The sequence below is a fragment of the Bacteroides sp. genome (assembly GCF_052357945.1).
Classification (GTDB): domain Bacteria; phylum Bacteroidota; class Bacteroidia; order Bacteroidales; family Bacteroidaceae; genus Bacteroides.
Window position 1 is genome coordinate 21,433 of the sequence record NZ_DAWCXD010000046.1, and the last position, 14,391, is coordinate 35,823.

General features: G+C 41.3%; 9 protein-coding genes, 1 rRNA gene and 1 pseudogene. 10 read left to right on the forward strand and 1 reads right to left on the reverse strand.

Annotation, left to right across the window (positions count from 1 at the left end; genetic code table 11):
• Nucleotides 1-10: 10 nt before the first annotated feature.
• From ACT8YW_RS10735 to ACT8YW_RS10780, 10 genes are all read left to right on the forward strand, one after another.
• Nucleotides 11-724 carry an RloB family protein gene (locus ACT8YW_RS10735; RefSeq protein ID WP_118935716.1) on the forward strand — a complete coding sequence of 238 codons (714 nt, stop codon included), beginning with the start codon at nucleotides 11-13 and terminating at the stop codon, nucleotides 722-724.
• Between the two features lie 119 nt (nucleotides 725-843).
• Nucleotides 844-2,292, forward strand: a complete 1,449-nt coding sequence (locus tag ACT8YW_RS10740) for a DUF3375 domain-containing protein (RefSeq protein ID WP_444104887.1) — start codon at nucleotides 844-846, stop codon at nucleotides 2,290-2,292.
• The gene (locus ACT8YW_RS10745) at nucleotides 2,289-2,873 is read left to right on the forward strand and encodes a DUF4194 domain-containing protein (protein ID WP_005845194.1); all 585 of its coding nucleotides are present in this window, start codon (nucleotides 2,289-2,291) and stop codon (nucleotides 2,871-2,873) included. Before ACT8YW_RS10740 ends, ACT8YW_RS10745 begins: the two co-directional genes overlap by 4 nt.
• Entirely contained in the window at nucleotides 2,842-4,503 is a 1,662-nt protein-coding gene (locus tag ACT8YW_RS10750) for an ATP-binding protein (RefSeq protein WP_224205348.1), read from the forward strand. The genes ACT8YW_RS10745 and ACT8YW_RS10750 overlap by 32 nt, the downstream gene beginning before the upstream one ends.
• Nucleotides 4,430-6,241 (forward strand): SbcC/MukB-like Walker B domain-containing protein, encoded by a 1,812-nt coding sequence (locus ACT8YW_RS10755; protein WP_224205349.1) that lies wholly within the window; start codon nucleotides 4,430-4,432, stop codon nucleotides 6,239-6,241. Before ACT8YW_RS10750 ends, ACT8YW_RS10755 begins: the two co-directional genes overlap by 74 nt.
• Nucleotides 6,238-7,404: a Wadjet anti-phage system protein JetD domain-containing protein gene (locus ACT8YW_RS10760; protein ID WP_012055807.1), complete on the forward strand. Its 1,167-nt coding sequence runs from the start codon at nucleotides 6,238-6,240 to the stop codon at nucleotides 7,402-7,404. Before ACT8YW_RS10755 ends, ACT8YW_RS10760 begins: the two co-directional genes overlap by 4 nt.
• Nucleotides 7,405-7,424: 20 nt before the next feature.
• Nucleotides 7,425-9,155: a DUF4209 domain-containing protein gene (locus ACT8YW_RS10765; protein ID WP_012055806.1), complete on the forward strand. Its 1,731-nt coding sequence runs from the start codon at nucleotides 7,425-7,427 to the stop codon at nucleotides 9,153-9,155.
• A gap of 165 nt (nucleotides 9,156-9,320) precedes the next feature.
• A 5S ribosomal RNA gene (gene rrf / locus ACT8YW_RS10770) occupies nucleotides 9,321-9,433 on the forward strand.
• Between the two features lie 24 nt (nucleotides 9,434-9,457).
• A complete protein-coding gene (locus ACT8YW_RS10775) occupies nucleotides 9,458-12,814 on the forward strand; it encodes an NACHT domain-containing protein (RefSeq protein WP_100263389.1) in 3,357 nt (1,118 codons plus the stop codon).
• Nucleotides 12,815-12,888: 74 nt separating this feature from the next.
• Nucleotides 12,889-14,094, forward strand: coding sequence for a toll/interleukin-1 receptor domain-containing protein (locus ACT8YW_RS10780; protein WP_100263388.1), 1,206 nt, complete (start codon nucleotides 12,889-12,891; stop codon nucleotides 14,092-14,094).
• A gap of 82 nt (nucleotides 14,095-14,176) precedes the next feature.
• On the opposite strand, the pseudogene ACT8YW_RS10785 reads toward ACT8YW_RS10780, so the two are convergent.
• Nucleotides 14,177-14,391: pseudogene (locus tag ACT8YW_RS10785) on the reverse strand (hypothetical protein); the annotation flags it as partial.

The window sequence follows — 14,391 nt, forward strand, 5'->3', positions numbered from 1 at the left end:
ATGTAAGGCTATGGCAGCAAAGAGAATAAAGATAGATAATGCTTCTTCAAAATTTAGGAGGCAATCGCAAAAGAGAGAACAGAAAGTCATACGTTGCTCTGTGTTAATTGTGTGCGAAGGGACAAAGACTGAACCTAATTACTTTGAAGCTTTTGCCGAAAAGCAACAGGGGGTAATTGTATATGACATCGAGGTTAAAGGGCTTGGGCGTGGAACAAAAGATGTTGTGGAGAAGGCCATTGATCTTAAAAATAAGAATAACTATGACCGTGTTTGGGCTGTTTTCGATAGGGATGAATTTCCTGCAAAGGATTTCAACGAAGCCATTGCGATGGGACAAAAAAATAGCATTGAGGTAGCCTGGAGTAATGAAGCATTCGAATTGTGGTATCTATATCATTTTCAGAATGTAATAACAGGAGTGTCTCGAAAGGATTATGAAGAGAAGATTTCAACAGCTGTAAATGCTTCTCCGAAATATAAATCGAAGAAAAAGTACAGATACGCCAAGAAAGATCCTAACAATTATAAGATAATGACTACTTACGGCTCAATGGAGTCCGCCTTGCGGTATGCGGAAGCGAAGCATTTAGAATATGCAGATTCACGTTATGCAAATCAAAATCCTTGCATTACGATTTATCAGCTTGTACGGCAATTGTTGGGACGAGATGAGAAACTGAATGCTGAACTGATCGCAAGGATTGGGGAAAATGAATTATAGAACTTCAATGATTCAATGGTGGTGTTTTGTGTGTAAAGATAAATAACACCTTAAAAGTGTTTGAATGTAATATTTAAGACACTGATGGATTTTAAACAAAATAATTTCGAATAACATTTATGCAAGTAGAAGAAATAACACAAATATTACGAGAGTCACCAAGCGTACGACTCATAAAATCAAGAAGTGTGGATTTCTTCTTGTCTTTTGTCATTGAAGCGTTTGAAGGACAGGCGGCTATAATGCAGGAACGCTTGCACATGCTACTGGAGAACCGACTGGATGAGCAGGAAAATGCGTTGGTGGAGGATAATTTTGAAATGACAAGACTAGGGGAGTCGAACGAACAGAAAGCAAAACGACTCATCAAAGACTGGACAGACAAGGGATTCTTGACCAATTATCAGAACGAAGAGGGAGAGGTGATATACGAGATTTCGTCACACACAAGCAAATTGATAGATTGGGTGGTGAGCTTGAAAAAAGAAGATTACATCGGTACTGAATCAAAGTTCAAGACACTGTTTTCCCAACTGAAGGAATTGGTGGAATACTCGAACGAGGACCGTGAGAAGCGACTAGAATTGCTTCGAACCAAAAAAATGGAGATAGAGCATCAGATTCAGCGGCTGGAGATGGGCGAAGAGGTCGAGGTTTATGAGGACTACCAGATAGAACCACGATACAACAGTTTGAACAAACTGGCGAAGGAACTGCTGAGCGATTTCAAAGAGGTGGATGACAACTTTAAGGGGATTATCAAAGAGATATACGAACGTCAGACAGAAAATGCAGAGAAGAAAGCTTTGTTGAACTACATCTTTGATGCATATGGCGAACTAAAACAATCGCAACAAGGCAAAAGTTTCTATGCATTTTGGGAGTTTCTGCTCTCGGCCGATCTGCAGAAAGAATGGGACGAGTTGACTGGTGTACTCTACAAAACGCTGGAAAATAGAGGCATTGATGCACATGACATGTTTCTCAAGGAAATGAAAAAGCATCTGTTTGACGCTGGTGAGAAGGTTGCGAAAACCAACGACCGCATGAGCGAGAAACTGAGTCGAATCATTCGCCAGAACGGACATATGAATGCTGAGGCGACAAAGCAAGTAATCAACGATATAAAGAAACTACTCATCGAAGCCAGCAGACGGAAAGAAAAGCCAGATGCTTCGCTTGAATACGAAACCATTGACATCAATCTGCCGCTGGAGCGCCCTCTTACCCTCACACCTGTAAAAGAAACTGTGTATAAGGATAAGCCTGACATAGCCGGACTGAGTCTGGCTGATTTGGAGAGTATTGGTAAACTCTACAATCCGTATCACATCGACCGAAAGGTGCTGAGAGACCGCATCAACGAGGTGTTGAACGACAGACAGCAGACGACCCTGGCAGAGGTGATAGAGCGGAACGAAGGCGTGGAGAAAGGTCTGTCGGAAGTGTTTGGATACATTGGCGTGCTGAAGGAATATAAGACGGTGGTAAGCGAAGAACGCCAGCAACATATTATTTTTACAGAAAATAAAACCATATCAATTCCCGAAATTATAATAACAAGATGAACGCAGCAAATATACAACCATACAGCAGGGCTGTAGTGAAACTGTTGAAAGGCATCGTAGAGAAAGACGATGTAGTTTGGAATGATTTACTCGACTACCAAAGCGAGATTCAGGACTATATCAGTGTGATGGGACTGGAACTCATCGTGAAAAAGGATGAAGGTTTTGCCTTTGTCAAGCAAATGAAATTGGACGAAGACAAAACATTGAACATGGTGTCGAGAAGGTCGTATGGTTTTGAGGTTTCGGTGATACTCATCGTGTTGAGGCAGATACTCGAAGACTTCGACAGCAATCCAACAGAGTCGCAGGCTTCGGACAAGTATGTAACTGCTACTGAAATAAAGGAAGAGGCAGAATTGTTTCTTCCCGCCACATTCAATCGTGCCAAGTTTGAGAAAGATCTTGACCGCTATATAGACAGCATAGCAGGCTTTGGTTTCCTGGTGGAAGCAAAGCATATTGAGGGTGAGAAGCGCTATAAGATACATCGCATCATCAAGGATAAGGTGACACTGGACGATATATTAGAATTTAAAAACAAACTTAATGACTATAATGCAGCAGATGAACCTATTTAATACCAGTTCGGAAGTGGCAGGCTTTAAGCTTGACTATTTGGAAGTGTGGAATTGGGGAACCTTTGACAAAAAAGTGTACCATATGAATTTGCATGGTAACAACTCGCTATTGACCGGAGCAAACGCCTCGGGCAAGAGTACGCTGATAGATGCTCTGCTCACGCTGATGGTGCCACTGAAGCGCCAACGATTTTACAATCAATCATCGGGTGTGGAGAAGAAGGGCAACCGTACAGAGGAATCGTACTTCTTTGGCAACTATGGCAATCAGCAGCAGGAGGGTGCAGCGAGCACAACCACGCTGAGATTGCGCGACAAAGGGGCTCGTTCGGTATTGCTTGCATCGTTCTGCAATGTGGACAAGCGCGTGGTGACGCTGTTTCAGGTGCGCTACTACACTGGCGAGGAACTAAAGGTACTGTTTGGTGTAGCCCGAGAGTCGTTGACTATAGAGCGTGACTTTTCAGAGTTTGACTTGCATGGCGATTGGCGCAAGCGACTGACGAAAAAATACAATACGAATGAAACAAAACGCACGATAGAGTTTTTTGATGGTCCGGTGGCATATGGCGAAAAGATGATAACCCTCTTCGGTATGCGTTCGGACAAGGCGCTTACACTCTTCAATCAGATAGTGGGTGTGAAAGTGTTGGACGATCTGGACAGTTTTATTCGTACGAATATGCTCGAGGAACTGCCGGCTGAGGAGAAGTATCAGGAACTGAAGGACAACTTCCAAAATCTGATGGAGGCTAAGACTAATATCGATAAGGTGAAGGAGCAGATTGCCCAACTGGAACCTATCAATGCATTGACAGAGGAACTGAAGGAGATAGACATACGCATAGTTGAAATGGAGCAGGAGAAGAGTGTGGCAGCCTATTGGTTTGCTGCGCGAACGGTGGATTTGTGCGACAAGGAGTTGGTGTGCTGCAAGAGCGACTTGAGGAAACTGGAAGATAGGTTGAAGGAGTTGAAGGTGCAGAAGGGTGAGCTGGAACAAGAGCAAATGCGCTTGACGGTGGCTATTGAGAAGGACGAGGTGGGTCAGCAGATACATGAAATTGAAAAGGAAATCAATCAGAGAGTGAGGATACGTGATAACCGCAAGGCCAAAGCCGAAGAATACGATAAGTTGGCAAAGCTGGTGAAGATGGAACAAAGTCCTGATGTAGAGGTATTCGAAATTAATCGTGCGACCGCCAAACGCGAGAAAGATGCTCTGCAAGTGACGATTGACAGGCAACTTATGGAAGAGAAGCGTCAGGCACAAAACCGTCAGGATGAAATCAGTAGCAACATAGAAGAACGAATGGCCACCATACGCTATCTGCAGCAGCATAAGAACAATATATCCGGTCGTGTGGCTGAGATTCGTGATGAGATACTGGAAGCTGTTGGTGCAACTACCGAAGAGATTCCATTCATTGGTGAACTGATATGTGTGAAGGATGATGAGCGTGATTGGGAATATTCCATTGAGCGTATTCTTCACAATTTTGCATTGCGGTTGGTAGTGCCGGAGAAGTATTACAAGCAGGTAAATGAGTATGTGAATGGTCATAATCTGCGAGGTCGTATCGTGTATCAGCGATACCAGGGCGCAGAGACTATTCGTGAGTTTGGATAGGACATTGAAAGCGGATTCGTTGCTCCGTAAGCTTGAATACAAGCCAATGTGTTTGTATTTGGATTGGCTTGAGGACAGGTTATTTGCTGAGTTCAACTATAGTTGTGTTGATTCGCTTGCGGACTTCAACCATCTGCAAGAGAAAGCAGTAACAAAAGAGGGGCTGATAAAGGCGAGAGGTGGTAAGCATGAGAAAGACGACCGACCAGAGATACGAGGCAAGGAACACTATGTGCTTGGCTGGGATAACAAGGAGAAAATTGCCGTGTTACAGGCAGAGGTGCGTCAGTTGCAGCAGGAAGAAAAGATGACAGCAGCTAAAGTCCGTAAGCTAGAGGAAGACATAAAGAATGCTCAGAAGAAGCGGGAAACCTATTTGACGCTGTTTAGTAAATACGATAAATTTGATGATATCGACTGGCAGTCGTGTGTACTAGTCATTCAGCAAAAGCAAGAACAGAAACGACAACTGGAGGAAGCCAATAATCGGGTGAAGATTTTACAGGAGCAATTGGCGGGGGTGAGAAAAGAAATCGGTTTACTTGATGATGAGAACAATGAAGCTATCAAAAAGAAAACATTATCGGAGAATCGTGAGAATAAGCTCAAAGAAAGGAGAAACGAAAGTAATTCAGCTTTGGCTCAAATAGGCGTAGTTGATACGGATACTTTTGAGTCGCAACACACAGATTTACTGAATGTGGCATTGGAGGATTTGAACGGAAAGCGTGACACGTTACAACATGAGATCGATTTAGCTTTGCAGAAACAGCGTGAAACGAAGAGTCGCAAGAATAGCGATTTGAAGAACCTGATTTATCGCTTCAAGAATCCCGCAGAGGAAATTACCATGAAGTATCACGATTGGCGTTCGGATGTGAGCCGTTTGCCCGAAGCCGTGGAGTTTATGGGCGAATATCAGGCCTATTACCAACGATTGCTTGACGAAGATTTACCAGGGTTTGAATCGCGCTTCAACAAGTATTTGCAGGAGAATATCATCAACAAAGTCAGTGCATTCAATGTATTCTTCCAAAACTGGTGTCAGTCTATCACCAAGACCATCGACCAATTGAATTCGTATCTTATAGGCATTGATTTCAAAGATGCTCCAAAGACTTATATCCAGTTGGTAGCAACCAAACGATTGAATGTGGATGTGAAGGAGTTTCAAAACCTGCTGAGCAGTGCAATACCTAATATTCATGAGATGAATTCAACAATCGATGGAAGCAAGATTCATTTCGAACAGCATATTGAACCGCTGATGTCTCGCTTACAGGTCGAATCATGGCGAAAGTCGGTGATGGATGTGCGTGGATGGTACACATATAAGTCGGAGGAGTTTTACCAAGACGATGGGCAGAAGCGTAACACCTATGAGGCGATGGGGCAGCTGTCTGGTGGCGAGAAAGCACAATTAACATACACGATTCTGGGATCGGCTATCGCTTACCAGTTCGGATTAACCAAGAGTGGATTAGATTCTTCGTTCCGCTTCATTGCAATAGATGAAGCTTTTCGCGCACAGGACGAGGACAAGGCACGCTATCTGATTTCGCTCTGCAAACAACTCCATCTGCAGTTGCTCGTGGTGACTCCGAGCGACAATATTCACATCGTGGAGAACGATATTTCGTATGTGCATTATGTGGAGCGCAAGGGCAACTGTTCTGTGCTCTATAATATGCCTATCAGTGAGTTTAAGGCAGAACGTGAAAGGAGTATGGAAGTATGATAACGGCAGTAGAAATACGTAAGAAGACTGAACGCAAGTATGTAGATTATTTGCGTTCGGTGGTAGCTGGCTCTGAGTTTGAGCCAATTGTGATCCCTTGCGACAAGAAGGCTAGCGCATCGATGGACGAGTATCAACGTGAACTGACGGACATCCGTTCGCAATCGAAAGAGGTGAAGGGCTTTGGTTACACGATTGAGTGGAAAACAGTGAAAACGAAAGCATTGGGCGAACAGGATCTGCCTGAGCGCGTGTTATTCGAGAGTGCATCGGACATTGAGCGCTTCTTGCAGAAGTGTGGTGAAGTATCACAGTTTCGTAAGGATGTGGCAATGTTGCTTGATGAGTTTCCGCAGCTTCGTTCATGGGTGGAACGCTATCCGCTGAAGGTGGTGGAAAATGCTTCCTTTTGGTCTGATTTGCTGAAAGTTTTGCGCTATTTTGTGGCAAACCCTTGTCCTAGGTTGTACATTCGTGAATTGCCCATTGAGGTGCATACCAAGTTTATTGAACGTAACAAGGGAGTGCTTCGTGAGTTGCTGGATATTGTCATTGTAGAGCATGTTTGTTCGGATGAGAAGGTGTTCGAGAAGCGCTTTGGATTGCGATACGATGAGTCATGGGTGCGGATTCGTGTGCTGGAAGCATCGATTGCGAATGAATACTTTTCTGGTGTAGACGATCTTACGATGCCTCAGAGTCAGTTCTGTGCGTTGTCGTTGCCTGTGCAAAAGGTGTTTGTGGTGGAGAATAAAATCAACTTCCTGACTTTTCCCAAGTTGGCAGGAAGTCTGCTGATTTGGGGGCATGGATTCACCATTGGCATCCTCAAGTCTGTTCCGTTCATGCGGCACGCTTCACTATATTATTGGGGCGACATTGATGCACAGGGCTTCGAAATTCTTTCGCAGTTCCGCAGTTATTTTCCCCAGACACAAAGCCTTCTGATGGATCGCACTACCTTTGACACATATTTTGAAGGCGACAAAGGCACACCAAGCAATGTATCAAAGCCTCTCCATCTTACCCCTGCGGAAGCCGCACTGTACGATCATGTCAAGTTTCACAACCTACGTCTAGAGCAAGAGAAGATTCCGCAAAAATGTATTAATAATATATTCAATAGTTTGTTAAAAAATGGCCAGGTAATATCTGAGGTCTAACGGATAGATGTAAAATTATTATGGCAACTTTAGCTGAATTGTACGAATTCCTTGAAACAAAACAGGATGATAGTCATCTTGACAGTAGATTCTCGTATGACGCATTTTTACCGGTAGAACAGCCAAAAGCACGTCTTGAGATTCTTACATGGTGGAAAATTGAACGGCTGATAGAGGATGAGAATTGTAATTTTGATAAGAATTTTATTGTATCTTATTTTGATGAACGTGTTAAAGCTACGAATAACCAGTTATTAAAATACAGATACAATTACTTTATTTCACTATTAACGAATGACAACCGCTATGCTAAGCAATCTATTGATGCTTTGATAGCGGTGATTAACACTTTATTGCCAAAAGACAAAGAAGATTATCCGCATGTAGCAGAAAAGGCTATAGAGGTTCTGATGTCACTGATAAAAAGAGTGAAGTATAAGATACCCGAGGCTACCGATTTGATTTGGGGCGTGTTGGAATCAGACTATGGATACCGCACAAAAATGGTTTGCATAAGGTTGGCTAAGGAAAAGGGTTTCTTTCCAAGTCGTGATGCAAAGAAAATCGTATGTTTGTGCAAGGATTTGTTGTCATTAGTCAAAGATAGCTGGCGTGAGAACTGCTGTGAGTTAGGTTTATTCTATTCATCAAAGATTCAGGGAGAGGCAAAGCCGTACATGAACTTTTTTTATGAAGCGTTGGGAGATATGGAAATGGGGCAATTAGTTGATCCGGCAACTGCACCAAATAATATTGCCATCCCATGGATGAACGAAGATCATTCCCAAAAAGCTATGGCGTTTTATCAGAAGGCGGGGTTGACCCAAAAAAGGAACAGGGCAGAACTGGCATTTCGAGAAAATAAGAAAAAAATGGTAATGCTGCATTTCAAAATTGAGAAGAAAACAGATAAGAAGATTGTTGAGTATTTTGGCAACTTGGAAAAGGAACTACTTGAAGGGAAACTAAGTTGGCTATTGGAGAATCTTTCATGTCCCGTTAGGTTTTTGTTTCCCTCTTACGAACAAATACGCCTACGAATGTCTGCAAGCAAATCTACGGTAGAAAAACTTGGCTTTGAGAATAAGATTATGGACATCAACGGAAACAGCAAGGACGCAGGTAAGGATTTCGATTTGCGTCAGAAATACGGTATATGGCTCATGAATATTGTGAGAAATACTGTTATAAATATGATTCTTACAGCAGTCAACATAAAACAATTAACCTATAGTAAATTGAGGAAATGGTTCCTAAAAAACACTTGTTTTGGTATTCAACTGGAATATACTAGATCAGGTCAAGTAGTTACGACCACATGGTTTTCGCAGATTGATTACGGAGTTGAAGCACTCATTAAACAGTATAATCGTTTTTTGCAAGGAAAACCAACTGATTGGCGATTGCCTGTGGATATTCTTTCCATACGTTTTGAAGGCATTCTGCGTGATATGGTTGGTGATTATGGAGGTTGTGTTACAAAAGTAGGACGAGATAACAGTATTTCTCAGGCATTACTTGATGATCTACTGAGAGAACCATGTTTACTGCAAATATTCAGAAAAGAAGATATTGAATTCTTTGAGTATGTGTTCACAGCTAAAGGATACAATATTCGCAATTACGTAGCACATGCGTTCTATATACCGCAAGATTACGGAATGATAGAGGCAACGCTTGTGTTTTTGTGCATATTGCGCTTGACGATGTTTAGTCCTAAAAGTAAAACAATAACGGCAAATATGAAGTAATTTTGCCGTTATTGTTATAATTGTAGTAGAAATACTGCTGCTTTTATGTTTTATTATTGCGGTATTGTCAGTATGCGGTATCTACTTACTGATTACCTTGGTGAACATAGCAACAATCATATCATTAGTGCTATTCTTCGCTGCTTGGTATTATTAAGATTAATCGAGGGCGATTATATCTGTGGTGGATCTACCTCTTCCCATTCCGAACAGAGAAGTAAAACCCGAAAGAGCAGATGGTACTGCAATGCGATGCGGGGAGTAGAAAGTCGCCCATTTTTATATTAGAGAAAGGAATAATAATGGACATTAGTTCTATATTATGGGGCTTCATAGCCTCTTATTTGGCAGGATCGTTACCTTCTTTGAGAGAATTCATTTCAACGAAGGATAAAACAACGTTGGATGAAAGGATTGAACAATGCTATCAGACAGCATTGGGACGATGGTGTGCAAACGATGCCGTCAGGCAGCGCATTGCCCAAAAACACTTTAATGACCTTAAACAAGTAAAGAAACTTTACTTGACAGAAAAGTGGGAAAAGGAGGGCGTGATTCTGAGTAGTCTTGCTAATTTATGGATTGAGGAATTAAGTAAGGATGAAGAAGTATCCTATTATATTACCACACAAGGAATTATTTTGAAAGATGAAAAATTAGACAAATTGACTGCGTCCCTGACAAATCAAGAAACTAGGAATGGGCAACGGATACGTAGAGGACTGACAAAACACAAAGCGGTAGATGGCTATATTCGCCGTTTCTGCACGTCTGACCAATCGGAGAACAACTTCATATATTACGTGCTTGGGAAAAAAGAACGTCATACATTGGCTGACTATGTTACGGGAGTAGAGGAGACTTCTACCAATAAGATTGTTCTGTATAGCAGTGCTCAGACAGGTAAGACAACAGAACTGAAACAACTATGCTGGGAATTGCAGCAAAGTGGTCTTTACCTTCCCGTGAGCTTTGAGGTTAGAACCAATACGAAACTTAAGAGAGACGATTTGCCGGAATCACAATACGTAGATGGCAGGGAGGTAGTTCTCGTAATTGATGCGCTGGATGAGGTAAACGGCCAGAAATATGAAGACTTGCTGGAGGAAATAGGAGGTTATGCTTACGAACACCCAGAAATGAAAATGGTGCTCTCGTGCCGTAGTAACTTCCGCAGGGAACGCCAATTGGAGTTATTTACAGAATTGTTTCTGGAAGAGTTAAGTATAGACGATGCCAGAGACTATGCTGCCAAACGTGAGGTTAATAGTGATAGGTTTATGAGAAGCGTCTTTGCCAATCAGTTGGAAGACTTCATCAAGAATCCTTTCTTCTTGAGTGTATTGATTGATGCATATAAAGGAAAGGGGAAACAACTTCCTAAGACCAAGGCGGATATATACAAACTATTTATAAAAAGCAGTTACGATAAAGAGGTAAAAGAAAAGAACGTATCACTATCTGCACAACATAGTTTTGAAGAGTCTGTTCGGCTACTGGAAAGAGTAGCCCTTGGGCTATCACTGATGAATGCCCAAAGTCTGAACAAGGAGGAACTGCGTATATGCTTGCAAAACGATGATAACAATGTGGAAGAATGTTTGCGATATGATCTTATTCGCGATGAGGGAGGTCAGTATTCATTTGCACACAACGCATTCCGCGAATGGCTTGTTGCCAATTATTTGAACAGATATGGTATAGAAAGAGCTAAGCAACTAGCCACACATCCCAATGGACGTATCAAGCCAGAATGGTATAACATCATTATGCTGTGGCTGTCAATGTATGGGAAAGATAAGAAAGAAGAAGTGTCTGCCATATTAAAATGGTTGAAGAAAGCCAGTCTGGATTTAATCATCTACATTGACCGAGATATGCTAGACTATGAAACTCGAAACGAAGTGTTCAAAGGGCTTTTATTGGAGTATAAATCGCTAGGCATTAGAATGTCGAACATTATGACGCACGATTATGAGGATTTGTGGCGATTTGCATATTCGACAGATACAGTGGGGTTCGTTGTGGATGAATTAAGTGATACAGAAACAGGAACGACTTATTATTCAGACTTGATGTGCCTGTGCTATTTCCTGAAATGGGATAGTTTGAAGTCTGATAGCGCTGATTTGACTGAAAAACTTTTCAGCGTGTTGGAGAAAAAGACAGCTGAATCACTAGAGAAAGAAGACAAATACCACGATTTGTCATTCTTGTATTTCGATAATCCCTTTTTTACTCAGCAGACCTATTTAGAACGCTTGTTTGCCATTGTAAAGGACTCAAACCACTATGATGCCATCAAATCGATGATAAGGCTGATAGGGGAGGCGGACAAGGCCGATGGATATATAGACTATATACTCGATAAAGAAGGGTATGTTCATAATCAACACAAGGGACATACTACACATATGGTAACTCGAACGCCCATCTATACAACCCTTGCCAAAGTTCGTTCTCTTCAGAGTGTAGAAAAAATCCTTACTCACACGTTCTATCATTCCCAATATGAATATCATGATGAGCAGGAAGAATATTCCAACATGATAAAAGGAGTGTTTGGAAGGGCAAGTGAATTCATCAAACAAGGACATACAGAACTGATAGGGATTATAGAGGCTTATTATAAAAAGGCCTTTAAAGAATATCACCGTCATTTTGATAATAATAGACAGACACAAGAATTGTTGATGGTTATTAGGGATTGTTATTTGACCGCCAGTTTACGAGAAAAAGGAAGAAAGACCTTTTATGAGAGACAGGCAGAACTGTTTGCTCCAAAAGAAGAATCCTCGAAGTGGGAAGATATCAGACAAGCCTATATTATGGCTGCTTTATGGATGACGGCAGAAGATGTAAAGGATGATTTTAAGAAGTTTGCAGTAGACAACAGTACAGACTGGGCCAAGGCCAGTTGGTATCAGGAAATACCCTATGCCGAAGTGGCGGAATGTGCAGAAATACTTTACAAGGAGAAGTTTCCACAGCCTGAAATAATAACCAAAGGGCGGGAGAGACGGCAACAAGCATTTATGGATTTTACAGAGTATCCTGTATTTAAGCAGATTGTGCTAGAAATGGTGACAGGATTGGACAATCATAGTTCCAGAAAAGAGTTCTATAAGAAACTGCGCGATCAAGACGAAGGATACAATCAGTATGCTTTCAGTTTTTTGTTGCTTTTCGTTGATGACAATAATTATTACAATATTGGAGAGATTGTCAAAGGTGTTAAGAACATGGATATTTATGAATCTTTCTTCATGAAGGAAGTGTCGGGAATGATGGATAGGTCTGATATGGATGTGTCTGTAACAGAGGAAATCAAGATTCGGGTTGTAAAATGGGCTAAAGCATCTGTCTTGAAACTGAGCGATGGAGAGCCCATATTCTTCTGGCGAGAAGCCTTGGGACTAATGCTGAAGGGTGAGTTTGAGATTCCTTCTGAGAAACTGCTCTCACTGCTTTGTTTTGGCAGTTATACAATTTCCAGAAAGGATTTTGATGAATATTATAGCCGTGAGTATTCCTTGTTTGAATATATAACAGAGAGAGTAGATTCTGTAACCCTAGCTCCTAAGGTGATAGAAAAACTACGGGCAAATATTGACAATGCAGAATACCCTTTGTTGTATTCATTCTCGAATATATCATAGAAAACCAAATAGAGGAGGGGTATAGTCTTGTGCTTTGCTTCGCATTGTCTGGTTATTCATTGTCTGCAAACGTAATGGAGACTCTTGTTAAGAAAGGAATGAAAATAGAAGAGATAAAGAAAGCTGCATCGGGCTTGAAAGTGTCTGACAGACTATTCTGTTATTCAACACTTATAAGGAATACGCAGGAATCGGTTTGGGTGAGAGAAAGGCTGGAAGGAGAATACAAGAGTTTTAACGGATATGATTTAGAACATGCGGTACGTCTGTTGATAAGTATTGGCAGCATGGATGCGCTGGACTATCTTGTGACGCGCCCAGAAATGATAAAATATAGGGATGACTACCACTTTAACTATGACAATCCAAACGCCATTTCATCGCTATGCTATTTTATCCGCTACTGCTATGAGCATAAGATTGATGGTCATTTTATGCTGAATAGTATACTTAATTCTTTGGAAAGGATTGCCATAAAAAGCAAGGATGTATTGATGGAGGTGACGCAATACTTACGGCAGTTAACCCAAAGGGGCGAAATGTATAAATATCTGAACCGCTATATTATCGGGTTTGAAGATAAGTACTATGCAGCTTATTCTGGTATTAGCGATATCAATGAAGCTATGCGTATAGCAGATGGAGGACGCTTAACGAAAACAGAAGAGGAAAAAGCTGAAGAGATTCCGTGGAGAGAGGATGAAGGTATTTACATATCTTACAATTGGGAAGGTCATTCAGCACATATAGTGGATTATCTTGGATTTGTATTGGAGAATAGAGGGATTCCTTTTAAGTTGGACAAGAAAGATTGTCCTTATACGGTCAACATCAAGGAGTTTATGAATGCCATAAGGGCTGGGAAAACTGTAATAGTGGTACTGAGCAGGCCTTACTTAAGATCGAAAAACTGTATGTATGAACTATCGGGCATTATGGAAAATGTCAATTATAAGGATAGGATGCTGCCTGTGGTGGTTGATGATACGATAAGAGATGACGATTTCTATGTGGAACTGGTTAAGCATTGGAAAGAGAAGAAGGATAAACAAACAGAGATAGTAGAAAAGTTACGGGACCTTGATCCCGACATGGCTGAGCCTGAAGAAATGAAATTGAAAGAGATAGAGCAAGTGTATGGTCTGTTGAAGGTTATCAAAGAATATATAGATTGGGCAAATGCTGACAATTTGGATGCGTTAAGTTCGTCGCGATTTAAGAAGATCATAGACGAGATATATAAAAGAAGGGGGATAGAACATGAAGATATATCTGGATAATAATGTGCTTGTTGATATAGAATCTGGAAACACAGTCCAAAATTCTGTGTAAATGGAAACAGGATTCAGCTGTAAGTTGATTTTATATCTGGATTCTGTTTTCAAACATAAGCATAAATTGATTCATAATCAATCCCCAGTTATGAATAGGCTGTGTCCATTTCTTCTCAATCTCCATAAGCGATAGGTATACCATTTTCTTTACAGCATCATCTGAAGGGAATGAAAGCTTTGATTTTGTGGTAAGCATTCGGCCTCGTGCGTGTTTTTTTCCCCTCTTTTCCTTCCTACCTTTGT